Origin of the sequence: Carnobacterium sp. CS13, assembly GCF_016653495.1 — a bacterium.
GTDB lineage: Bacteria > Bacillota > Bacilli > Lactobacillales > Carnobacteriaceae > Carnobacterium_A > Carnobacterium_A antarcticum.
The window spans coordinates 2227188-2250497 of the sequence record NZ_CP067364.1; the positions used below are offsets into that span (position 1 = coordinate 2227188).

A 23310-nucleotide genomic window follows, 5' to 3' on the forward strand; every position below is an offset into this window, starting at 1 on the left:
AAGAAATCGACCAACCCGATTAGTTATTTGGAAACTAAGTAACACTTTGCATTCAAACGTTGGCCTTCCCTCATAAGCTTTAATACGGGATACGAAGGTTGAAGAAAGAGATGACATCTTTGTCGATCAATGTACCCGATTATAACGCTATTGCTGTTATCAAATACTACTAATATTTTATTCAATAACAACGTCAATATGAAGAATTTTCAAGCTATTATTAGCTTTAGTTTAAGGGTTTTTAGTTCAACTATTATTTAATTATATTTTTTCTTCTAAAAGTTTTTTCAAAATTGCAGCATCTTCATAAAATTGTTGTTTTTCATCGTCTTTAACGAACTCTAACATAAAATATCTATCTCTAAATTTCCCTGTATTTTCTTGATTAATTGCCTCAATATATTCCTTCCACTCGTTCTTTCCATCAACAAGCGGATAACGTTCTATCTCCTCTTTCCAATAAAAAACATGAATATAAGCTAGCCATGGTTTGATTTTTTTTATATTAGCTACTCTTTTTTTTGTTTTCGTGCCAATACTAGGCTGCCAATACAAATAAACATTTGGGCAACTCACATCTTCCATTAATTGAACAGCACTTTCAGGAGTATCCGTTAAAGTTTTTCTATGATATTCAAAACAAATATCTATATTCTCTTTTTGAGCCAATTCAGAAATTCTTTTCGTATCCTTAACAACCTGTTCTCGGTATGATTCATCTGCTAAATCTGAACCTTTTCGGCCGGCCCATACCCGAATAGCAGGAGCAGATAAAAGAACAGCCGTTTTAAGTATCTCCTCGAACGGTGCCTCATTTTCTATTCCAACCCGATAATAAGAACCGTATGCTATAACGTCTAGGCCAGCTTCTCTAGTTATTTTCCCAACTTCTTTAGCACGCTTATGGCTATTTAGCGGTACATGAACATCTCCGCCCCATTCTATTCCATTTAAACCTGCATGGTTTGCACAATCAATAACAGCCTCAGCTGATAAATTTCTGAATGTTACAGAACACAGACCAGTTTTATTCATATGAGACTTCCTTTCTATATATGTGTTTTTCTTAGTTTAGGCCATGTGTTTAAATGCTTCTTCTGTTATTTCCCAATCTAGAGGTTTATTATCAAGATATCGCTTAAGTTCCTCTAACATATACGCACCCATTCGTCCCATCTCTCCTCCCATACTGCCAGCAATATGAGGAGTCAATACAACATTGGGTAATGTGTAAAGCATAGATGTTTTAGGTGGAGGTTCAGGACAAGTAACATCTAATATAGCCGTCAAATCTGTCCGTCTTTTAAGGATTTCTACCATCTCATCTTCTTTAACAATTGCTCCTCTAGCTGTATTGATAAATGTAGCATAGTCTTTCATTGATACTATCAACTCTCCGGTTATCATTCCGGTAGTTTCTTTTAGTAAAGGGCTATGCAAAGAAACAACATCAGATTTTTGAAAAACTTCTTCCAACGAACAAAGTTTAACGTTTAATTCTTTTGCTTCTTCTTCACTGACAAATGGGTCGTAAGCTATCACTTCTAAATCAAATGGCTGCAATAATTCGATTGTTTTTCGACCAACTGCACTTAACGAGATCAATCCTACAGTACTTTTATATGCTCCTACAACATTTATATACGGTATCTCGGGATATACTTTAGTTTCTCTTAATTTTCTTGTCATTTGCCATCCGTCTTTTAAAGAAAAAAGAATTTGTGATAAAGCATATTCTGCAACTGGTATGGCATTTGCTACATTAGCATTCATGATTTTAATTCCTGCTTTCCAAGAATCTTCTGTCACAATCTTTTTAACACTTCCTGCAGCATAGAATAAAGCTTTTAGTTTTGGTGCATGTTTTAAAAAATCTTCATCTAGCGTGGGTCCACCCCAACTAGAAAAAATGAAGTCAATATCATTTAAAATAGTTTTGTCTTCTTCTACTTCTTGTTTAGAAAGTGGTAGAGCAGTAATTTCTACTAACGTTCTAATTTCATTTTGTACATCATCAGGATAAACTTGATTTACTATATTCTTATCCATAATAAATAGTCCCTTAAGCACTTCATCACCTCATTAAGAGTTATATATTTACTTACCAAATCACTTTTTTATTTTGTTCACTTTTTATTATGAGCTTACCGTAAAGGTTTATACCGTCTGAACGAAATAGTTTATTTCCTTTAACTGTATCTTTATCTGAATAATAAAGCATTAACTTAGAAGAAGTCTCTTCATTTATGATTTCTATACCATACATATTTTCAGGAGATACTACAGATACTGAATCATCTTGAACAATTTCTTTTTCTTGTAATTTAACTCTCGTTTTTGATAAAACAGTTGCTTCAATAGAAAAATCAAGAAAAGTATTGTCTGAATATATCTTTTCCGCATTCCTTAATTGATTGTAAATAGGAGAAACAATTCCCTGTTTTGTTGAAAAAACACCTTTAGAAGTAGTATAGATATAAATCGGCAGCTTATTCTTTGTGAGACAATAACCTTCTGCATCTTTAGAAAGAAAGACGTCTGCATCTAGCTGATAATTCTTCTGAAAAGTGTGTGCTCCAGGATAATCTATAACATCTATTACTACAAAAGTCTCTTCTTTTTTTATATGGATGAATAATCTTTTAATCAGGTAAATTTGATTGTTGTTTCCTTTACCACTATAAACTACCTCAATAATGTTGTAGTCTTCATCATCATAGCTTTTATTACTCAAAGGTTCTCCTAAGTTTTTATAACTCCAAGAACCATCAACCGCTGTATGCGGATATTGATCAAGTACAATACTATTGTGACCACTTTGTGATTTTAAATATGTTCGTATTGGAGAATCATGTACATAAGTAAACCGACCTGGATCAACTATATAGTCTTGACCATATAGCCCAAAAGTAAATTGGCCTAGACTTGCATGACCATGACTACTTCCGTGACGTCCATTAAAAAGACTATAATAAGTTCCTTTAATTGTATCTTTATAAATATAGTTACCACTAACTTCACCAGCATAGAATTTAGGGAAATCAGTTTTTTTGTCTTCGGTTTGGTAGTTCATTCCTGTAGTAATAAGGTAATCATTACTAGTTATTTTAGTATTACTTATGTCTAGAGCACTAAGTATAGCAATTGCTTTATCAATGTCCACGCTGTCACTGTCATGCAAAGCTAATAATTTTTTATTTGGTTGTTCCATATAATAGATTATTGAAGCAGCATGTTGTAATTTTTCTCTCAAATTAAATGGAATCTCTTTTTGCAAGTACTCATGATGCATCAGCAGTATTGCTGAACTCATGATAACCTCAAATTGGTATAATGGACTTTGTTCCCAATGAAAACCATCTCTATAAAACTGAATATCTAGTTGTTCTTCAAAGGTCGCCCAAGCCCATTGAACATTTTCATCTAAAATCATTTCGGGAAAAAACAAATTAACTGAAAGATATCCTGTTAATTCAAGAACTCCCCAGTTACTTAATGTATGTTTTGACAAATACCGTTCTTTTATGGAATCTGTTTGTAGCTTTAAAGATTGTTGTATTTTCTCCCATTCTTTATCCGTTAAATGATTCTTATCAGATAATAGAATTAAAGAACGAATCCAATTAGAACAGCGTATCCCCGTATCAATTGGTCTCCAGGCTGTTTCATTTTCATCATTTATTTCACTATTATGTTCGATCCAATCAAAGATGAGGTATTTCCATTTATTAATATACTTTGTCTCTCCCGTAAGATGATACGCCGTTAACAAATCTATCAAAAACCCTTGACGATTCAACATAAAAACCCACTCAACGTCTGTATTAGGCGTATAACTCCAATCCATAACTTTAAAGTGATAAGGAATATAACAAGCTTCCATATCTAAAGCATCATCAAACATAAAAATATTATTTAAAATCAAATTCGCTTTATAGATAGAATGAGTCGCAGTCTGGGTTGTTTTCACCAAATCGTTCCAATTACCGTTAGTATATTTTAAAAAATAGTTTTTAAATTTCTGCACTATGATAATCTCCCTTCGCTCTTCTGTTTATCAATAGCTACTACTGACTGTGCGATAACTTCAATTTTTTCATTGATTTTAATAATATACCTATCTTTATCATCTTCACAATCTTTCCTAAAATACCATACCAGAAGACAATAAAACAAAATTGCCTATCTTCAGTTTCTTTTGAAACTAAAGATAGGATTCTTTGTCTTTTTTTGCTTTTTTATACTGTAGATACGATTGTAAAATGAATGTCATGGTGAAAATTGCTAGTATAAACATTCATATGGTTTGATTCATTCTTTAAGCATCCCACTTGACAAATAATTCATCATTTCGCTGCTTTGGGCAATAGCATCTTTAATGTTCTCTTCCACCTCACTATTTTCAACTTCTGAAAATAATGTTTTCATTGCTAATTCAACAACTAAACTTAATGTCACTCCAGAGATTACATATTGATTTTCAGAGAAGTTATTTTCAATCATAACTTTAGCTGAAATTTGATGCGGAGCTCCTCCGGTTAAGTCCGCAAATACTAAAACATTTGCGTTTTCTTTTAAAATTTCTGTTATTTCTATTTCAAATTGTTCATGAGTCCTTTCTTCATTTAAGTTTAAAGGGATAATATTTTCATTAGATCCAATTAGTAAATCTAAAGCAGAAACCAATCCTGTTGGGTAATTTCCATGTCCTACTACTACTATTTTATACATATTATTTTCCTCCTAACCTAGAATGCCTAAGGCTGATAATGCAATTCCTGCAACGAGCAACAATCCAATTAATTTATAAGTTGACCAATTGTATTTCTTAATTAGAATGTACACCAAAATTGTTATTAACGCAGGTAATAAATTTGGTAAAATTTGATCTAAAATTGTTTGAAAAGCAATGACTTGGTTTTCTCCAGTTTCAAGGGTAGTTGTATACTCTAATGCAATATTTGCCTTTACAAAGTTAACTGCAAGGCCTGATATGACGGTAACTCCGATTATATTTGCTGCTTCCGAAATTTTAGCAATTTGTTTACTTAGCGTATCAATAACGCTCGTGCCTAATTTGAACCCTATATAGCCCATAGCCACTTTAATGGCCAGCATTCCGCCAATCATGGCAACTAAAAATAAGATAGGTCCTAATATCAATCCTTCCATAGCCAAACCTGCACAAACTGTTGAAAATAATGGAGCTAAACCAAACTGAGCGATAGAATCGCCAATTCCTGCCATTGGTCCCATTAATGCCATCTTGATACTTCTTGCATCGTCTACATCTTCACCATGATCCAACATGGCTAACTGTAAACTTGTAATAAAAGGAACCATATGAGGATTTGTATTATAAAATTCTATATTTCCTCCTAATGCTTCTTTTAATTCATCTGGTTCATTTTTATAAATCTTTTTTAAAGCAGGATAAATGATGAATGCATAGCCCGTTCCTTGGTAACTATTATAATTAAACCCATTTTGTAAGAAATAAGATCTTAAGGACGCTTTCATATAATCTTTTTTCGTTAGAGTTGATTCTTTATATTCCATCTTCATAAGTCTCCTCTACATTAGTAGTTGTGTTTCCTTCTCGGGTACCATTTTGGAAATAAATGATTAAAGCGAAAACTGCGCCGATAACTGCCACTCCCATTACTGGAAGATCTAAGTAAGCAATCAAAGCATAGCCTAATAAAACATAAGGAAGGTGTTCTTTTTTTGCCATAACGCTCATAATCATGCCAAATCCTATTGCAGGCAATAGTCCCCCTGCTACTGTAAACCCATCAATCAACCAAGTAGGAAAAGCTTCAACAAAAGCTTGAAGACTGCTCATACTAATAGCAGAAACAAACCCAATCAAAAATCCAACTAGTGCAAATGCCATAAATGTTGTATTCGATAATATTTGGAACTTCGTATAGTTTCCTTCACTAATAGCCTTTTTAATGTTAGCAGTTGTTCCTGAAAGTGCTGTATATACTACTGTTGTTGCAAGTTGGAACAATACTGCAAATGGATACGATAACGCTAAGGCTGTTTCAACAGTCATTCCACTATTTTTTAATGTAATTGCCATGATTGTACCGACTACTCCTGGGCCCATGGGATTTGGTGGTACAGTACCTCCTGCTCCTACTCCAAAGCCCATAAAAGCTAATTCACCAATTGCTCCCATCATTAAAGCTGTGGGGACATCTCCTAAAACAAGTCCTATAAAGAATGATAAAACAATTACTCTATTAGTATAAATACCTAATAACTGCCCCGCAAAGCATAACGCCGTAATTAAACCTATTAACAACGCTTGAACTAATGTTATGTCCATATTGATTCTCTCCTCATTTAGTTTCTATTTAAAAATAATTTTTCAATAATTTTACTGTGCTTACTCCATCATTTGAAACTGGAGATGTTTTTGTATTGAACTTAATATTGTATTTATCTCTTAATTCTTTCAAAGACTCTTTATCTTCTTCTCCTAAAGAAATAAACTGTGATACCTTATCTTTTCCCTCTGCAGCATGAACATTTCCTATATTGATTTCTTCTATTGGGAATCCGCCTTGGACAAGTCTAAGTGCATCTTTTGGGCTTTTTACAACTACAAATATACTTTGAGCCGGCGCTGCTTTAAAAATAATTTCATTTGTTTTCTCGATAGTAAAAAATCTCATTCCTATTTTAGATGGTACAACCGTTTTCATTAATGTTTGTTGCAAACTATCTGTTGCGGCTTTATCATTAGCAACAATTACAAGATTCACACCTAGTGAATTCAACCATAGTTGTCCTTGTCCATGGATTAAGCGTTCATCAATTCTAAGCATTTTTATATTGGGTGTTGTCATTATTATTACTCCTTTTTATTTTTATTTTTAATTTAATAGAACAATATCTATAATGTACAAGTGCTATTTTAATAGCACTTGTAGTTACTTCTACTTCATCAGTTATTAGCCAATTTCATTCAAATGCAGAATCGGTTTTTATACGAACTGAATAATAGTGATGATTCATATAACTATCAGAATATTCGAAGGGATAACCATCGGGATAATAACTAATTTTTTTCACATGAATAATTGGGCTGTTCTTATCAATTTTCAAATCCTCCGCTATCTCTTCGTTCACTGGATGTTCAACTACTATCGTTTCTTCCATAGGTAATTGAAGTAAGTTGATGTTCATTTCTTTTTTTAACATCTCTGATAAAGAAGAATAAGCTGTTTCATTCTTATAGTCTATATTTGATATTCTATCTTTCGCTATATAACTATTTTTGAATGACCAAGGAACATCATTTAAATATGCTATTCGACAAAAATGTACAATTGTTTCTTCTTTAGAAGACAATCTCAACTTTTTAGCAATATCTTCATCTTTAATGTCTTTAATAAAAAGAGTTTTTATTCCTTCTCGTGTTCCTTGCTTTATTTCATCACTATACGTTTTAAAGATAGGAATTTCTTCGTTGAAAAATACTTTTTTGTGTTTAGAATATTTGCGTACAAATGTTCCTTCTCCTTGTCTTCGAATTAAAAAACCTTCTAAAACAAGCTCTTGCAAAGCTCTTACTACAGTCGTACTGCTCACATCGTATTTTTTTTTCAATTCTCCTTCTGTATAGATCTTATCTCCGGGATTAAAATGTCCATCTTCAATTTCTTTTTTTATATCTTTTTTTATTGTTGCATACTTAGGTTCTATTGGAATCCCTCTTTTCTAACTCTTTCGAATCAACACGTTAACGGGTTAACATGTTAACTGTTACCGTTATCATACCTGTATTTTTTTTAAAATACAACCTTTTATTAAAAAAATTAAAAATCTACGTTTAATGTACATTAGCATCAGTACATGCGGATCACTTTTCTGCGAATTATAAATTTCTTACAAATTAAGTATATCTCCGTTATGATTAGGCACTTTTTTTGATGTATTTTCATTTTTCAGATTTTAAATTTTGAAATTTCGGATAACTAAAAATCCGTTTGAATAATTTTATCATAGGGCCTACTACAATAACGGACAAGATAGTTCCTTCACGAATGCCACGTATCGTACCAAATGCAATAAAAGAAAATAATACGGCTATTAGAACTAAAACCAAGTCTGAAATTACTTTTACGTTGCTAAACTCTTTATTCCACTTAATTGAAATAGCGTTTACAAACCCTTCTCCTGGATTAGTAATGACATTAGCAGCTAATTGAACAAATATTCCAAAAGCTAAAATAGTACAGCCTAATAATAAAATACTTAATTGCTCTAAATAAGTAGTTGGATGGATAGAAACAAATAGAAACATTCCTAAATCAATAAATAGGCCAAAAAAAGGACCAACTACTAGCTGCATGTATTGTCTTTTAGGAAATTTTTCTTTTAAAATAACTTTCTGTGAAATAACAAAAAGTATATTTGTTATAAAAGTAAACATTCCAAAACTTAATGGGTAAATCATACTCAAGACATAAGGAATACTAGAGATAGACGAAGTACCTAGATTTGAACTTGTAACTAACCCGATACCCAACCCCATAATAAACAGACTTAAAAAAAACATACTATAACGTTTTACCATATTACTCAAACAATTACCTCCAATTACTTTGCTATTAGATTAAACTTTCTATGAATAATTTAATCAGAAACTACTATAGCACAGTTATTGTTTTTTTCATAAATGCATAAATTAAATAATATCAAAATTGTGATTAGTGGTATTCAATGATGTCGAACTTTATATGCCTCTCCTTTCAATATAGGCATAATATGAGACTTAAACAAAAGTATTTTTTGTAAAAAAGATCTCTCACTGCTGTATAGTTTAATAGTCTCATAGAAAAACACATTCCAAAACTACTATACAATTAGTTTTGAAATGTGTTTTTCTGAGAGAACTTTTGTGCCATGTCTCCTATATATTTCTTTATTTACCTGCTGCTGGTTTACGAGAAATTCTATTAAAATCCGCATGCACAAAAGAATTTGTAGCTAAGAATAAGAACAAGCCGCCAAAAGCAGCAATCACGATTCCGCTCATCCACGGTGTTACGATAAATCCATTGAAATCAAATGCTAAACCTAGTTTTAACCACCCTGCTTGAGTTAAATCGCCTTTTTCTAACATGATCGTTCTGAAAAAAGCCGTGGTATAAGTCATGGGGTTAAAATAAGAAACGAACTTTAATACTTTAGGCAAAAACTCGATTGGAATATATGCACCCGATAAAAATGTGAATGGCAGTACGACGGCTTGCTGTACCACTTGGAAGGTAGATGAGCTTCTTACCATAGAAGCTAAAAATAAACCCAATCCCGAGAACACTAAACCGATCAAAATCAGTGCCGCTACTACATAAAAAATCGTTTGCCAATGGTCAAACCTCAACCCTGTAAAGAAACCAATAATCAGAATCAATATACCTTGAGCTGTTGCGATAGTAGCTGCTGATAATATTTGACCTAGTGCTACTTGCAAGCGGCTAGTCGGACTGACTAAAACCTCTTTCATAAACCCTGAGACTGTATCATCAATTGTAGACGTTGCAATATTTAATGAGGTTTGGAATACTGTTGCAACAGTGATCCCAGCTAGTAAAAAGGCAGTTGGATCCTCTACTTGATCTGTTTTAAAAATTGAACTAAAAACGTAGAGAAAGAAGAATGGAATAACAAGCGAAGTAATCAGTTTTACTCGGTCGCGAACAAACCCTCGAATATTTCTTAACCATAGTGCCGTGATCGTTCTCATTCTGAAGTCTCCTCTCTTATAGCTTTACCTGTAATTTTCAAAAACACATCATTCAATGTTCCTTTTTTGATTTCTAAGTCTTGAATTTCGTTTTTAAACGGCTGAATAAAATCTAAAAAAGTCTGAATGTTAGCTGCATCAACATCGACATAAAACGTTTCTTTTTCTCTTTGGTAACCAACGTGTTCCTTTGTTAATGCTTCTTCAAATTTTTCCGGACTGCTTACATGCAAAGTCGCTTTATCTTTTGTATACTGCTGTTTTAAGTTTTCAGGAGTATCGTCCACCATAATTTTTCCATCATCCATAATCGCCACATGGTCGCAAATTTCAGCTTCGTCCATATAATGGGTGGTCAGAAATATTGTAATGTTTTTTTCTTTCTGAAGTTTTGTAATATACTCCCACATGCGGTTACGCGTCTGAGGATCTAATCCGGTCGTTGGTTCATCTAGAAACAACACTTTTGGATAATGTAACAAAGCACGAGCGATTTCAACCCGCCGCTTCATTCCACCTGACAGACTAGAGACGTTTTTGTCTTTCCAATCAAGCAGGTCCACAAGCTCTAGTACAAAATGAATTCTGTCTTTCACTTCTTTTTTAGGAATACTATAAAAAACACAATGCATATTCAAATTCTCGGAAATAGTCATTTTCTCGTCTAATGTTTGTGATTGGAAAACGACTCCAATCGCTTTGCGTACTTCATCTTTTTCTTTTGAGACATCTTTGCCGTCAATCAGCAACGTTCCTGATGTTTTTTCCATCATTGTACACAGTGTGTTGATAGTCGTGCTTTTTCCCGCTCCATTTGGACCAAGAAAGGCAAAAACACTGCCTTCTTCTACTTCAAAAGAAACGTTATCCACTGCTGTAAAGTCGCCATACTTCTTGGTATAGTTTTTAACTTCAATAATCGGTTTCATCATCATTCTCCTTTTTCGTTTTTTTTACCTGGAATTCTGTTTTTTATAACAAAAAATAAATGGAGTCTGAATTATTCTTTTTGACTAGATTTAACGAGATTGTTTTCATTACCAATGATGGTATACAGCAGAATAAACAATTGTATGATAGCTACGGTCAAGAGAATATGTGCTAAGCCGGCTACGCCAGAAATAGCAGCGTTTGCTCCTGAGGTTAAATCTGTTCCTAAAACCGTCGTAACGCCTCTAACCGTCAGCATCAGTAAAGTCGATAATAATCCTATATTGTAAATCATGTAAAATGGCTTAAATTTTTTGTGTTGTGTAATGTGGAATACTTTTTCAAACAGCAGCAAAATCAAAAATGTAAACATCCCTAACATTAAAGCATGCGTATGGAGTACGCTTAGCGGCGTCCACCCCGTAAAATTATAGACATTCGTAAATTCTCTATAAAATAAACCAGCTGCTAAACCAAAAACAGCATAAAAAAGACTAGTATTTAATAATCGTTTCATTTTTATTCCTCCTCTTTGGTCTTTGATACCTTATTTTTCCATGTTATCTTCCCAAAGTTACACATGTGTAACTTTATGGAATTAGTATAACGAGGTACGATAATGATGTCAAGAAAGACGAGTTCATTCTATTGAAAATAATTTTGTAGTATTCAATGCCGTTATAAGAATAGTTGTAAAAGCATCAGCAAACTTATTTGTTTTATGTAAATTACTAAAAAAAATAGAAACTGAGATAAAAGCCTCAGTTCCTGTTTTCTATCCAACTACTTTTATCTTACATATACTATATGTCTACTTCATAAATAGTACTCGACGATCTATGAATTTCCTATCTCTATTCGCTCCACGTCTCACAGCTTTAAACATAAAACATTTTGAGTTTACATAACTTTAATACTCTTCTATTCCTTAAATTTTTTTTATTCGAGGAAGTTACATTTTTTAGTCAATTACTACAGTTTCCAAGTTGACTAATTTCGCCCAGTCTTGAATCTGTTCTACCGTCAACACGAGTGAAACAACTGTATGGTGTCCACCGCCTGATTGAATCCATTTTGTTACGCCCTCTTTAAAGTTTGGTTTTGGTTTCCACAATACTCGCGCTACTGGCAAATTAGGAGCTGATTGAGTTGGTATTTCAGCTTCTACAGCATTGATCAACAAACGGTAATGAGTTCCCAAGTCCAGCATAGAAACTACAACGCCGCTTCCTGCCGCTCCATCAAATACTAAACGAGCAGGATCTTCTTTGTCACCGATACCAAGCGGGTGCACAATTACCTTTGGCTTATTGCTTGCCAATGTAGGGTCAACTTCCAACATATGAGATTGTAGAATCATTTCACTACCTTCTGTTAAATCATATGTGTAATCTTCCATAAAGCCGGTCTGTTTGTTTTTAGCCATAATTTTCATTAAGCGATCTAGTGCAGCGGTTTTCCAATCGCCTTCTCCAGCAAAACCATATCCTTCTGCATTTAAGCGTTGAACAGCCATTCCTGGTAATTGTTTCATACCGTGCAAATCTTCAAAATTCGTTGTAAAGGCAGTGTAACCGCCAGCTTCAAGGAATCTTCGTAGCGCTATTTCAATTTTGATTTGTTCTTTTACGTGTTCTTCGTAATAGGCCGGATCATTATCTCCTTGTTCAAATTCATACAATTTTTGGCATTCCTCGTAGGTTGATTGAATTTCTTCATTTGTTACTTTATCCATTTCTGCTACCAAATCACCGATACCATAGTAATCCACAGTCCAGCCAAATTGAATAGCTGCTTCAACTTTATCTCCTTCTGTAACTGCAACATGGCGCATATTGTCCCCAAAACGAGCTACTTTAATATTTTGACTTTCGATAAATCCAATGGCTGCATCCATCCACAAGGAAATATCTTTTTGAACTGATTTATTTCCCCAATACCCTACAACAATTTTGTTGTTTTTCTTCAAACGAGCATTAATAAAGCCATACTCACGGTCTCCATGAGCTGATTGGTTTAAGTTCATAAAATCCATGTCGATTGTATCCCAAGGAATTTTTTCATTAAATTGGGTTGCTAAATGCAATAATGGTTTTTGCAATAATTTTGTTCCAGCAATCCACATTTTTGCTGGAGAAAACGTATGCATCCATGTAATTACACCAGCAACATTATCTTGGTAGTTTACTTCTTTCATCACATGTTTGATTTCATCAGAAGTTGTTACTAAGTCTTTAAAAACCAAAGGATAAGATAAAACCCCGCTTTTATTTAGGCCTTCCACGATCTGTGCGGCATGTTCCTTGACTTGGTTTAACGTTTCTTCTCCGTATAAGTTTTGACTTCCCACAACGAACCAGAATTCTTTAGCGTTTGTTTGCAACATTTCAGTTAGCTCCTCTATTTTTTAGTTTGTCCATAATAAGCGTCTTTCCCATGTTTTCTTTTAAAGTGCTTATCTAACAGTACTTGGTCCATCCGAATATCAAATGGATTCAATTGTAAGGAATGATACGTCATCTCTGCAACTTGCTCCAGGACAACTGCATTGTGAACAGCATTTTTAGCGGATGTTCCCCAAGTAAATGGCCCATGATCGTTTACCAATACTCCCGGAATTTCCTCAGGTGAAAGTCCTTTTTCGTCGAATGTCTCGATGATAACTGTTCCTGTCTGTTTTTCGTACTCCGTTACGATTTCACTTTCTTTCATTGCTCTCGTCACTGGGATATCTCCATAGAAGTAATCACTTTGTGTTGTTCCTGCTGCTGGAATAGAACGTCCAGCTTGTGCAAATGAAACAGCCCATGGTGAATGAGTATGCACGATACCTTGTATATTAGGAAAAGCTTTATATAACTCAACATGTGTAGCCGTATCACTTGAAGGATTTAAGTCTCCCTCAACCACTCTACCCTCTAAATCCACTACCACCATATCACTAGGTTTCAAATGCTCATATTCAACGCCACTTGGTTTAATGACAACTAGTCCTTTTTCTCGATCAATACCGCTGACATTTCCCCAAGTAAATGTAATCAGGTGGTATTCAGGTAACAGCATATTGGCTTCATAGACTTCTTTTTTTAATGCATCTAACACTTTTCAACCTCCTGTTTTTTAGCTCCATTATTTTATTTATAGTATTTTATCTTTATTTAACGCAAACAATCGATTGCTGCCTGTTCAATTGGTAATCCTTTTTGATAGCGGTCAATAAACACTTCAAAACCTGCCACATCTTCTTGAAGAGGCGCAATAGTCGATCCTTTTTCTTCTTTGAATACTTTTTTCTCTAAGAAACCATCCAAAGATTCTCCGCTCTCTTTTTCACGCAAGTACGCAGCTAGCAAGGCAATTCCCCAAGCTCCGCCTTCTCCAGCTGTCTCCATAACAGTCACTGGTGCATTCATCACGGCTGCCATTACTTGCTGTCCTACTTTTTCAGTTTTAAAAACCCCACCGTGCCCGACGATTGAATCAATATTAATCTGTTCTTCTTTTGTTAAGATATCCATTCCAATCTTCATAGCTCCAAATGCTGAAAACAAATGAACACGCATAAAGTTAGCCAGAGTAAACTGACTGTCTGGTTGACGGACAAATAACGGTCTGCCTTCAGTCATATGTGTAATGTTTTCGCCAGAATAATATCCATAGGACAGTAAACCACCGCCGTCTGGTTCTCCCTTTAGAGCCTCATTAAATAAAAGACTAAACAGTTCATTCTTATCCATTTGCAGCCCAGCAGCAACTGTAAATTCAGCAAAAAGGTTTATCCAAGCATTCACGTCTGAAGAACAATTATTCGTATGCACCATGCCGACTAAACTTCCAGTAGGAGTCGTCACCAAATCAATTTCAGGATGAACCTTTTCCAGTTCTTTCTCTAAAACAATCATAGCAAATGCTGAGGTCCCCGCCGAAACGTTCCCTGTGCGTTCAGCCACACTGTTAGTTGCCGCCATTCCTGTTCCAGCATCGCCTTCAGGTGGACACAAAGGAATACCAGCCTGTAAATTTCCAGAAGGATCTAACAGATGTGCTCCCTCTTTCGTTAATGAACCGGCTTTTTTGCCTGCCACTAGAACTTCCGGCAAAATGTTTTCAAGTTTCCAAGCGTACTTTTTTTCTTGGATCAGGTCTCCAAACTGAACAAGCATCTTCTGATGATAGTTTTTAGTTGTCGCATCAATTGGAAACATCCCTGAAGCATCTCCCACCCCAAGCACCTTTTCACCAGTTAGTTTCCAATGAACATATCCAGCAAGCGTCGTAAAGAAATCGATTTCATTTATATGTTCTTCATCATTTAATATCGCTTGATACAAGTGGGCTATACTCCATCGTTGCGGGATCGGGTAGTCAAAATGTTTGGTCAGCTCTTTTTCAGCTTGTTCCGTCATTGCATTTCGCCAAGTACGAAAAGGAACTAAAAGCTCCCCGTATTTATCAAATGCTAAATAACCGTGCATCATGGCGCTAAATCCAATAGAGCCTACCGCTGTCAATACTTCGCCATATTGCTTTTGAACATCCTCAGCCATCACTCGGTAACTTTCTTGTATCCCCTTCCAAATGTCTTCAAACGAATAGGTCCAAACACCTTCTTCTAGACGATTCTCCCATTCATAGCTTCCTGATGCGATAGGTCGATAGTCTGAATCAATCAACACTGCTTTAATTCTAGTGGAACCTAACTCGATTCCCAAAGTAGTCCGGTTACTCAAAATATCTTTTTTAATTTTTTCGAATTTACTATTCAATTCTTATTCACTCCTCCCTCAAAGTTTTAATAAAAATACCTAAAGTAGAAAGCGCTATCAAATCTACAATAAAAGTATAACCTTAATGTACGTACACGTCAACATATTTATTACAATTGTACGTACATAAAGGTTTTTTATACCACTTTATTTTTCTATCATTTCATTCTGCCGATTGTTGCTATTTTCTTCGCTATATAACATCATTGAAAGGCCAAATTTGTTCTATTTCACTGGCATTATTAAAGCAATTCTTCTTTTGAATTTCAATGACAAATATAGATCGGTACTGCCCATTAAAGATAGATTAATCAATTTCATTATTTTTACTTGTAGAAGACCGCATTATTAATTCCGGTTCATAAATAATAGATTGTTGCTTAAATGAATTTTTTTCAATCGCTTGTATAATCCAATTTGCTGCATCTCTTCCTAATTGTTCTTTGGGGTGGTTAATAGAAGTTAGTTTTATATCTGTTGCTGTGCTCAAAAGAGAATTGTCATGGCTGACGACTGAAATATCTAGCGGAACTTCTTTTCCACTATTAGTAACGCGTTCAATGACTTTTATAGCTATCTGATCGTTGTAACAAACAAAAGCAGTTGGAGAGTTTTCAAGTTTTAAGACACGATCAATATCTTTTGGCAGTTCACCTATGTGCTCTGTATCAAAGGTAATCATTAAGCTGCCATCAAATGTTTTATTAACTTTGCTATAAGCTCTGATAAATCCTTTCATTCGCTCTTTTCCTTGTAAGTCATCTGTTTTTGTTATCATACAAATGCGGGTATGTCCTAATTCTAGTAAATGAGAAGTTAGTTTTTCGCTTGCTAATATATCGTCCATTCTTATTTCTGGTGCATCCAACTCTTCATAAGAAGCATTGATGGACACATAAGGAATTCCTCTCTCTTGCATACGTAAGTAATAGTTTAGATTTGGGTTTAACTCTGCACTTTTAGTCGGTTCAACAATTAAACCATCAATATGCTTTTCAAGCATCATTTCGAGACTTCTTTTTTCATTCTCGACATTATTTTGGGTACTAGACAGCAGTAAAGCATATCCCTTTTTACTCAACTCGTCTTCTATTCCTCTAATAATAGAGGGGAAAATATAATCAGAAAGATACGTTGTAATAACACCTATCGTTTTTTGTGATGTCTCTTTTGTCTCTATCTGGTATTGATTGCTTACATACGTTCCTGATCCTTGCTCTCTTCTTAAATAACCATCGTTTGCTAATTCTGAAATAGATTGACGTATAGTATGCCGACTAACATTAAACTTATCCTTCAATTCTGCTTCTGAAGGTATTTTGCTGCCTATATCATATTCTCCATTTAAAATAAGCTGTTTCAACTTATTTTTAATAACTATATATTTGGGTTCACTCGCCATAGTTTCGCTCCTCCTCAAACTTGTACGTACGTATATAGTACAGCAAGTCATATATAGTTGCAATAACGTACAACTTTATTTTATAAAACTTCCGCAAATTATATTTTCTATTACGGTTATTGTTAATGCCTTCAATTTTTTTGTTGAAAACATCATAAAGTGTTGCCTATCCAATACTGTTGACTGGCAAGGAACATTCCCACACAGATGGCCTAAAAAAAGCAGCTATGTCAACTTTTTATACTGTTGACATAGCTGCTTGAGGTATTTAAATAGATAACTTTGTCCCTTAATGACATGCTTAGTTATCATTTTTAGCAATTCTTCCTTCTTATGTTATAACATTGATTTCAATTTATTATAAATCGCTTGAGCATTTAATATCTCATAATCTTCCTCATCAATTAATCTATACGGTACCTTTTTATAATTGAGCAACTCTTCTAACCTTGATACTTCATACTTAGACTGGGGAGCAATCAGCAAAGCATCAATTTTTTGTTCTTTTATAATATTTTCTGCAACAATTGCAGGCGCAGAATAAATATGATAATTCTCCCCTTTATTTTCCATAATATTTTGAATGTTTTTTACGATTAATCCTGCTGTAATTCCTGCTGTACAGATAAGAAGGACTGTTTTATTTTCCATAAATCATCCACTCCTCAGATATATATATTAAGATGCTTTTCTTTTTCTGCTATAAATATCAAAAGCAACAGCAAGTAATAGTATCAATCCTTTGATAGCTTGTTGCCAATCAATACCGATTCCCATAATAGACATTCCATTATTCAAAATACCCATGATCAACCCGCCGATAACGGCTCCAAGAATCGTTCCAATACCACCTGATGCAGATGCTCCTCCTATATATACTGCTGCAATAGCATCTAATTCAAACCCATTACCAGCATTTGGTGTCGCTGCATTTAAACGAGAAGCTACTAACAAACCAGACAAAGCAGCCATAACTCCCATATTAACAAAGATCCAAAAAGTCAGCTTCTTTGTCTTAACACCTGATAATTCAGCAGCTTTTCGGTTCCCTCCTGTTGCATATATTTGTCTTCCAATAGTTGTTTTTGTTGTTAAAAAACCATAAATCATGACTAAGACGGCTAATAGAATCAAAATAACTGGATATCCTTGATAAGAAGCCAATACAAAAGTCAACAACATAATTGAAGCAAACATGATTGCTGCTTTAGTTATAAACCATGCTGAAGATTCTACTTCGAATAGATTATCTTTCTTTCTTTTACGTGATTTCCACATATTCCAAACTGAAAGCAATGATAAAACCAATCCTATTAAAATAGAGGTTAAATGTAGTTCCCCATTACCAATAAAGTCAGGAATATATCCAGAACTTAACTTAGTAAAAAATGTAGGAAAAGGTGCCAGTGTAGTGCCGCCGAGAATAACCTGAGTCAGCCCCCTAAAGGACAATAAACCTGCTAGAGTAACAATGAATGCCGGAATACCAACATAAGAAATCCAAAAGCCGTTCCAAGCTCCTATTAAACCGCCCACTAGCAAAGAGGCTATGATAGCGATCATTGGATGCCATTGCCACTGAACCATCATAACAGCTGATGCAGCTCCAACGAAAGCTACAACTGATCCCACCGATAAATCTACATCTCCAAGTAATATGACAAGCAGCATTCCTATGGCTAAAACAAGCACATGACTATTTTGTAATATCAAGTTGGTAATGTTTAACGGCTTCCAAAGAATTCCATCTGTCAAAAGCTGGAATGCAATCAAAATAGCTATTAAAATAAAAATCATACTGTATTTGCTAAGAATATCTAACGCTATATCTTTAATTGTTTTTTTCTCTCTGTTATTCTCTTTTGATAGTGTTTTTTCATCACTTGTCTGTTCCATTTATATCATTGCCTCCTCAGCAGTCATAAGTTTCATTAGATCTTCCTGTGTAACCCCTTCTTTAGGAACATCTCCTGTAAAGCGCCCTTCGTTCATTGTATAAATTCTGTCACACATTCCTAATATTTCAGGTAATTCTGACGAAATAATGCAAATAGCTTTTCCTGCTCGCGCCATTTGTTCAATAATAGAATAAATTTCAAATTTCGCTCCTACATCAATACCACGTGTAGGTTCGTCAAGAAAAAGAATATCAGGTTCAGACATCAACCATTTGCCTAAGACCACTTTTTGTTGATTTCCTCCACTTAAATTTCCTACATTCTGATAAATATCTTTTGTTTTTATTCGCATATTATCTCGATATTTCTCAGCCTCAGTAATTTCTTTTTCTTTATCTATAACTCCTTTACTTGAAATTTTTGACAAACTCGCCATAGTAACGTTTTCTTTGATGTCTTGTAATAGATTTAATCCATAATTCTTTCTATCTTCCGAGAGATAAGCAATTCGGTTTTTAATGGCTTCAGATACATTATTTAATTTAATTTCTTTATCGTTTTTTATGATTTGCCCGCTGATGTTAGAACCATAGGACTTTCCAAAAACACTCATAGCGAATTCAGTTCTTCCTGCTCCCATCAATCCAGCAATACCAACTATCTCTCCAGCTTTGATGTGAAAATTCAGGTTATCATTCACCTTTCTCTTCGTATCCAGAGGATGATAAACATTCCAATTCTTTACTTCAAATATTTTTTTCCCTATTTTGGGTTCTCTATCAGGGTATCTGTTCGTTAGATCTCTTCCAACCATTCCCTTGATGATCCGGTTTTCGTCAATTTGTTCATTTGACAATGTTTCAATCGATTTTCCATCTCGGATAATGGTTACATTATCTGCAATATCTGTTATTTCATTCAACTTATGAGAGATAATAATAGAAGTTATCCCTTGTTTTTTAAATTCTTTGATAAGTTCTAGAAGATTTTCACTATCATCCTCGTTTAAAGCTGCCGTCGGCTCATCTAGTATTAGCAACTGAACATTCTTGGAGAATGCTTTTGCTATCTCGACTAACTGTTGCTGTCCAACACCCAACTGTGTAACTAAAACATTTGGGGAAATAGTCAATCCAACCGTTTTCAATAAATTTGAAGCTTTCTTTTCGGTTAAATCCCAATCAATGATTCCTTTCTTTGATTGTTCGTTTCCCAAAAAGATATTTTCTTTTACTGACAAATAAGGGATAAGGGCTAATTCTTGATGGATGATAACAATTCCTTTTCGTTCACTATCAGATATTGATTTAAATTGACAAACTTCACCGTTGTAAATGATATCTCCCGAGTATTCTCCAAAAGGATAAACACCGCTGAGAATTTTCATAAGTGTAGACTTTCCTGCTCCATTTTCTCCGCATAAAGCATGAACTTCTCCCTTTTTAACTTTAAGATTGACATTATCTAATGCTTTCACACCTGAAAAATCTTTAGTAATATTTTTCATTTCTAGTATAATATCTGACACATAATCCCTCCTAATCTTATTCTGGACCTTAGTTAGAATAAAATAGCTAAGACCCAGAATAATATATTAGTTATTAATTATTGATTTCTTCTTCTGTGTAGTAATCACTGTCAATCAAGACCTCTTTGTAATTGTCTTCATCTACTGAAACTGGCTCTACTGTAAAAGTAGGAACGACTTTTACGCCATTATCATATGTTTCTGTATCATTAACTTCTACTTCTTTATCATTTACGATTGCTTCGATCATATCCATCGTTACAGATGCTAATTCTCTAGTATCTTTAAAGATAGTTTGTGTTTGTTCACCGGCAACAATAGATTTGATTGCTGGCAAGTTAGCATCTTGTCCTGTAATAACTGGCAATGGTTTGCTGTCCGAACCGTAACCTACACCTTTTAATGAAGAGATAACACCTAAACTAATTGGATCATATGGAGATAAAACAGCATCTATCGTTTCGTCAGTATAATTAGCACTTAAAAGATTATCCATGCGAGATTGCGCAGTTGCCCCATCCCAACGCAATGTAGCGATTTGGTTAAACTTGGTTTGTTTACTAGGAACAACTAATTGTCCACTATCAAAATAAGGTTTAAACACAGACATAACCCCATCAAAGTTAATGACGGCATTGTTGTCATCAGGTGAACCACCAAATAATTCTATATTAAAAGGTCCTTCCCCATCCTTCAAACCTAAAGCGTTTTCAATATAAGATGCACCTAAAACACCAACTCCAAAATTATCAAAAGTTGCATAGTAATCTACATTTTCACTGTTCATTAGTAATCTATCATAGGCAATAACTTCAATTCCTTCATTTTTTGCCTTTTGTAATACATCCGTTAAAGCTGATCCGTCAACGGAAGCGATTACAATAATATCCACACCTTTTGTAATCATGTTCTCAATTTGAGAAACTTGATTATCTACAACGTCCTCAGCATATTGTAAGTCTGTTTTGTAACCCAACTCTTCTAATTTAGAAACCATATTGTTTCCATCATCAATCCAGCGTTCTGCTGATTGCGTCGGCATAGAAATACCTATATAAGCTGTTGAATCATCTGCTTCTGAATTGCCGCATGCTGCTAGTAATACAAACGAGATTAGTCCTACAAAAGACAAAATAAATTTTTTTATATTTTTTTTAGTCATTTTTATTTCTCCTCACTAATTTTTTTGAATTAACTATGCGTTCTACTGTTACAATTTTTAAAACTAGCAATAGAATAATTGCTTTCTAATTCAGCTTGCTTTAACTACACCACCTTTTAAATTCAAGTTCTAAAATACAATTGGATAAACAGTATATCAGGTCAACAGCTATCGCGTATTATGTCATTTTAATTCTCCTAACTTAATTTTTAATAGCGCTTTCAAAAATTATTATACCCCACTTATACGTACGTGTAAACATTTTTATTTTTATTGTCCGAACAAATTGATGAATAGTCTATAATATCTGTATAGTATAAACCTCACAACTCACCAATACGTAAGCATCATAAAAAGCCTTTCTCCATTGAGAAAGGCTCTTTACCTTAATATAACATTTTTGTTTTAAACGAATCAGCACTCTTTAAACAGATAAGTCTTCTCCGTTGCTTGCGATCACTTTTTTGTACCAGTCAAATGATTTTTTCTTAGAACGAGCTAAAGTCCCGTTGCCTTCATTGTCGCGGTCAACATAGATAAAACCGTAACGTTTTTTCATTTCACCTGTACCGGCACTGACCAAATCGATACAGCCCCAGCTTGTGTAGCCCATCAAATCTACTCCGTCTAGTTCAACGGCATCTTTCATAGCCTGCAAGTGCGCTGCTAAGTAGTCAATACGGTAATCGTCAGCTACGTATCCATTTTCATCTGGTTCGTCTATAGCACCTAAGCCATTTTCAACGATGAAAAGAGGTTTTTGATACCGGTCATACAATGAATTCATCGTTGTTCTTAGTCCTAATGGATCTATTTGCCAACCCCACTCGCTTACTTCCAAATAAGGATTTTTTACAGATGCAAAGATATTGCCAGATGTTGTTTCATTTACTTTTGGATCAGTCGAAACAACACGTGAAGAATAGTAAGAGAAAGAGATAAAGTCTACTGTGTTTTCTTTCAGCAACTCTAAATCTCCATCTTCCATTTGAATCGTGATGCCTTCACGTTCTAATCTTTTCAACGCATAGGCAGGATATTCCCCACGTGATTGAACATCGATAAAGAAGTAGTTCTCACGATCGGCTTCTTGCGCTTTGAAAACGTCTTCTGGATTACAAGAGTAAGGATAGTAATGCCCGGCAGCCAGCATACAACCCACTTGGTTTTCTGGATCGACTTCATGAGCGATGCGGGTAGCAATGGCACTCGCTACTAGTTCATGATGAGCAGCTTGGTATTTTACTTGTTCTTCATTTTCGCCTTCTTCAAAATACAAACCCGCTCCCATAAATGGAGCATGAAGAATCATATTGATTTCGTTAAACGTTAACCAGTATTTTACCAGCCCTTTGTAACGACGGAAAATAACGTTGCAAAGATTTTCATAAAAACCAATCATTTCGCGGCTGCGCCATGCTCCATATTTCTCGATCAAATGCACTGGACAATCAAAATGCGTAATGGTCACTAAGGGTTCAATGCCGTATTTATGGCATTCTTTGAATAAGTCTTCGTAGAATTGCAAGCCTTCTTCATTTGGTTCTGCTTCGTCTCCCTTTGGAAAAATGCGGCTCCAAGCAATGGATAAACGATAGGTTTTGAATCCCATTTCTCCAAATAAAGCAATATCTTCTTTGTAGTGATCATACATATCAATAGCTTCTTTTGCTGGATAAAAATACTCATCGTCAAAATCAAACATTTTTTGTTTCCCAGCAATAATCGGAAAACGATCTTCCCCAATCGGAACGACATCTACGTTCGCTAGACCGCGTCCGCCTTTATTATAGCCACCTTCGCATTGATTGGCTGCTGTAGCACCGCCCCACAAAAAATCTTTTCTAAGTCCCATAAA

At 34.6% G+C, this 23310-nt stretch carries 21 protein-coding genes; all 21 read right to left on the bottom strand.

What is annotated here, in order from left to right; genetic code table 11:
- Positions 1 to 261: 261 nt before the first annotated feature.
- The 21 genes from JHE06_RS10490 to JHE06_RS10590 all read right to left on the bottom strand — a co-directional run bounded on the left by JHE06_RS10490 (position 262) and on the right by JHE06_RS10590 (position 23307).
- Positions 262 to 1035: a sugar phosphate isomerase/epimerase family protein gene (locus tag JHE06_RS10490; protein WP_201088724.1), complete on the bottom strand. Its 774-nt coding sequence runs from the start codon at positions 1033 to 1035 to the stop codon at positions 262 to 264.
- Between the two features lie 36 nt (positions 1036 to 1071).
- Positions 1072 to 2049 (bottom strand): hydroxyacid dehydrogenase, encoded by a 978-nt coding sequence (locus JHE06_RS10495; RefSeq protein WP_201088725.1) that lies wholly within the window; start codon positions 2047 to 2049, stop codon positions 1072 to 1074.
- A gap of 52 nt (positions 2050 to 2101) precedes the next feature.
- Complete coding sequence (locus JHE06_RS10500) at positions 2102 to 4027, bottom strand: heparinase II/III family protein (RefSeq protein WP_201088726.1); 1926 nt, start codon at positions 4025 to 4027, stop codon at positions 2102 to 2104.
- Positions 4028 to 4311: 284 nt separating this feature from the next.
- Positions 4312 to 4731, bottom strand: a complete 420-nt coding sequence (locus tag JHE06_RS10505) for a PTS sugar transporter subunit IIA (protein WP_201088727.1) — start codon at positions 4729 to 4731, stop codon at positions 4312 to 4314.
- 12 nt (positions 4732 to 4743) lie between these two features.
- Positions 4744 to 5559: a PTS system mannose/fructose/sorbose family transporter subunit IID gene (locus JHE06_RS10510; protein WP_201088728.1), complete on the bottom strand. Its 816-nt coding sequence runs from the start codon at positions 5557 to 5559 to the stop codon at positions 4744 to 4746.
- Positions 5549 to 6337, bottom strand: a complete 789-nt coding sequence (locus JHE06_RS10515) for a PTS mannose/fructose/sorbose/N-acetylgalactosamine transporter subunit IIC (protein WP_201088729.1) — start codon at positions 6335 to 6337, stop codon at positions 5549 to 5551. Before JHE06_RS10515 ends, JHE06_RS10510 begins: the two co-directional genes overlap by 11 nt.
- A gap of 28 nt (positions 6338 to 6365) precedes the next feature.
- Positions 6366 to 6860, bottom strand: a complete 495-nt coding sequence (locus tag JHE06_RS10520) for a PTS sugar transporter subunit IIB (RefSeq protein ID WP_201088730.1) — start codon at positions 6858 to 6860, stop codon at positions 6366 to 6368.
- 115 nt (positions 6861 to 6975) lie between these two features.
- A complete protein-coding gene (locus JHE06_RS10525) occupies positions 6976 to 7725 on the bottom strand; it encodes a GntR family transcriptional regulator (RefSeq protein WP_328706720.1) in 750 nt (249 codons plus the stop codon).
- Between the two features lie 229 nt (positions 7726 to 7954).
- A complete protein-coding gene (locus JHE06_RS10530; RefSeq protein ID WP_236253579.1) occupies positions 7955 to 8593 on the bottom strand; it encodes a YczE/YyaS/YitT family protein in 639 nt (212 codons plus the stop codon).
- Positions 8594 to 8941: 348 nt separating this feature from the next.
- Positions 8942 to 9766 (bottom strand): ABC transporter permease, encoded by an 825-nt coding sequence (locus JHE06_RS10535; RefSeq protein WP_201088733.1) that lies wholly within the window; start codon positions 9764 to 9766, stop codon positions 8942 to 8944.
- Entirely contained in the window at positions 9763 to 10695 is a 933-nt protein-coding gene (locus JHE06_RS10540) for an ABC transporter ATP-binding protein (RefSeq protein ID WP_058919355.1), read from the bottom strand. The genes JHE06_RS10535 and JHE06_RS10540 overlap by 4 nt, the downstream gene beginning before the upstream one ends.
- A 71-nt stretch (positions 10696 to 10766) precedes the next feature.
- Complete coding sequence (locus JHE06_RS10545; protein WP_058919356.1) at positions 10767 to 11213, bottom strand: DUF2871 domain-containing protein; 447 nt, start codon at positions 11211 to 11213, stop codon at positions 10767 to 10769.
- Positions 11214 to 11657: 444 nt separating this feature from the next.
- Positions 11658 to 13082, bottom strand: a complete 1425-nt coding sequence (gene araA / locus JHE06_RS10550) for an L-arabinose isomerase (protein ID WP_058919357.1) — start codon at positions 13080 to 13082, stop codon at positions 11658 to 11660.
- A 14-nt stretch (positions 13083 to 13096) separates the two neighbouring features.
- On the bottom strand, positions 13097 to 13798 hold the full coding sequence (locus JHE06_RS10555; protein ID WP_058919358.1) for an L-ribulose-5-phosphate 4-epimerase: 702 nt from the start codon (positions 13796 to 13798) through the stop codon (positions 13097 to 13099).
- A gap of 56 nt (positions 13799 to 13854) precedes the next feature.
- Positions 13855 to 15462, bottom strand: a complete 1608-nt coding sequence (locus JHE06_RS10560; RefSeq protein ID WP_201088734.1) for a xylulokinase — start codon at positions 15460 to 15462, stop codon at positions 13855 to 13857.
- 307 nt (positions 15463 to 15769) lie between these two features.
- Positions 15770 to 16864, bottom strand: a complete 1095-nt coding sequence (locus tag JHE06_RS10565; RefSeq protein WP_201088735.1) for a GntR family transcriptional regulator — start codon at positions 16862 to 16864, stop codon at positions 15770 to 15772.
- A 336-nt stretch (positions 16865 to 17200) separates the two neighbouring features.
- Positions 17201 to 17515, bottom strand: coding sequence for a PTS sugar transporter subunit IIB (locus JHE06_RS10570; RefSeq protein WP_058919361.1), 315 nt, complete (start codon positions 17513 to 17515; stop codon positions 17201 to 17203).
- A gap of 27 nt (positions 17516 to 17542) precedes the next feature.
- Complete coding sequence (mmsB, locus tag JHE06_RS10575; protein ID WP_201088736.1) at positions 17543 to 18760, bottom strand: multiple monosaccharide ABC transporter permease; 1218 nt, start codon at positions 18758 to 18760, stop codon at positions 17543 to 17545.
- The gene (gene mmsA, locus JHE06_RS10580) at positions 18761 to 20290 is read right to left on the bottom strand and encodes a multiple monosaccharide ABC transporter ATP-binding protein (RefSeq protein WP_058919363.1); all 1530 of its coding nucleotides are present in this window, start codon (positions 20288 to 20290) and stop codon (positions 18761 to 18763) included.
- 73 nt (positions 20291 to 20363) lie between these two features.
- Positions 20364 to 21452, bottom strand: coding sequence for a multiple monosaccharide ABC transporter substrate-binding protein (gene chvE, locus JHE06_RS10585; RefSeq protein ID WP_201088737.1), 1089 nt, complete (start codon positions 21450 to 21452; stop codon positions 20364 to 20366).
- Between the two features lie 424 nt (positions 21453 to 21876).
- The gene (locus JHE06_RS10590) at positions 21877 to 23307 is read right to left on the bottom strand and encodes a 6-phospho-beta-glucosidase (RefSeq protein WP_201088738.1); all 1431 of its coding nucleotides are present in this window, start codon (positions 23305 to 23307) and stop codon (positions 21877 to 21879) included.
- Positions 23308 to 23310: the final 3 nt, after the last annotated feature.

Excerpts from the sequence above, each read along its gene's own strand:
- JHE06_RS10490 (WP_201088724.1), bottom strand. The coding sequence starts at position 1,035 with ATGAATAAAACTGGTCTGTGTTCTGTAACATTCAGAAATTTATCAGCT.
- JHE06_RS10495 (WP_201088725.1), bottom strand. The coding sequence starts at position 2,049 with ATGGATAAGAATATAGTAAATCAAGTTTATCCTGATGATGTACAAAAT.
- JHE06_RS10505 (WP_201088727.1), bottom strand. The coding sequence starts at position 4,731 with ATGTATAAAATAGTAGTAGTAGGACATGGAAATTACCCAACAGGATTG.
- JHE06_RS10510 (WP_201088728.1), bottom strand. The coding sequence starts at position 5,559 with ATGGAATATAAAGAATCAACTCTAACGAAAAAAGATTATATGAAAGCG.
- JHE06_RS10515 (WP_201088729.1), bottom strand. The coding sequence starts at position 6,337 with ATGGACATAACATTAGTTCAAGCGTTGTTAATAGGTTTAATTACGGCG.
- JHE06_RS10520 (WP_201088730.1), bottom strand. The coding sequence starts at position 6,860 with ATGACAACACCCAATATAAAAATGCTTAGAATTGATGAACGCTTAATC.
- JHE06_RS10530 (WP_236253579.1), bottom strand. The coding sequence starts at position 8,593 with ATGGTAAAACGTTATAGTATGTTTTTTTTAAGTCTGTTTATTATGGGG.
- JHE06_RS10535 (WP_201088733.1), bottom strand. The coding sequence starts at position 9,766 with ATGAGAACGATCACGGCACTATGGTTAAGAAATATTCGAGGGTTTGTT.
- JHE06_RS10540 (WP_058919355.1), bottom strand. The coding sequence starts at position 10,695 with ATGAAACCGATTATTGAAGTTAAAAACTATACCAAGAAGTATGGCGAC.
- JHE06_RS10545 (WP_058919356.1), bottom strand. The coding sequence starts at position 11,213 with ATGAAACGATTATTAAATACTAGTCTTTTTTATGCTGTTTTTGGTTTA.
- araA (WP_058919357.1), bottom strand. The coding sequence starts at position 13,082 with ATGTTGCAAACAAACGCTAAAGAATTCTGGTTCGTTGTGGGAAGTCAA.
- JHE06_RS10565 (WP_201088735.1), bottom strand. The coding sequence starts at position 16,864 with ATGGCGAGTGAACCCAAATATATAGTTATTAAAAATAAGTTGAAACAG.
- JHE06_RS10570 (WP_058919361.1), bottom strand. The coding sequence starts at position 17,515 with ATGGAAAATAAAACAGTCCTTCTTATCTGTACAGCAGGAATTACAGCA.
- mmsB (WP_201088736.1), bottom strand. The coding sequence starts at position 18,760 with ATGGAACAGACAAGTGATGAAAAAACACTATCAAAAGAGAATAACAGA.
- chvE (WP_201088737.1), bottom strand. The coding sequence starts at position 21,452 with ATGACTAAAAAAAATATAAAAAAATTTATTTTGTCTTTTGTAGGACTA.
- JHE06_RS10590 (WP_201088738.1), bottom strand. The coding sequence starts at position 23,307 with ATGGGACTTAGAAAAGATTTTTTGTGGGGCGGTGCTACAGCAGCCAAT.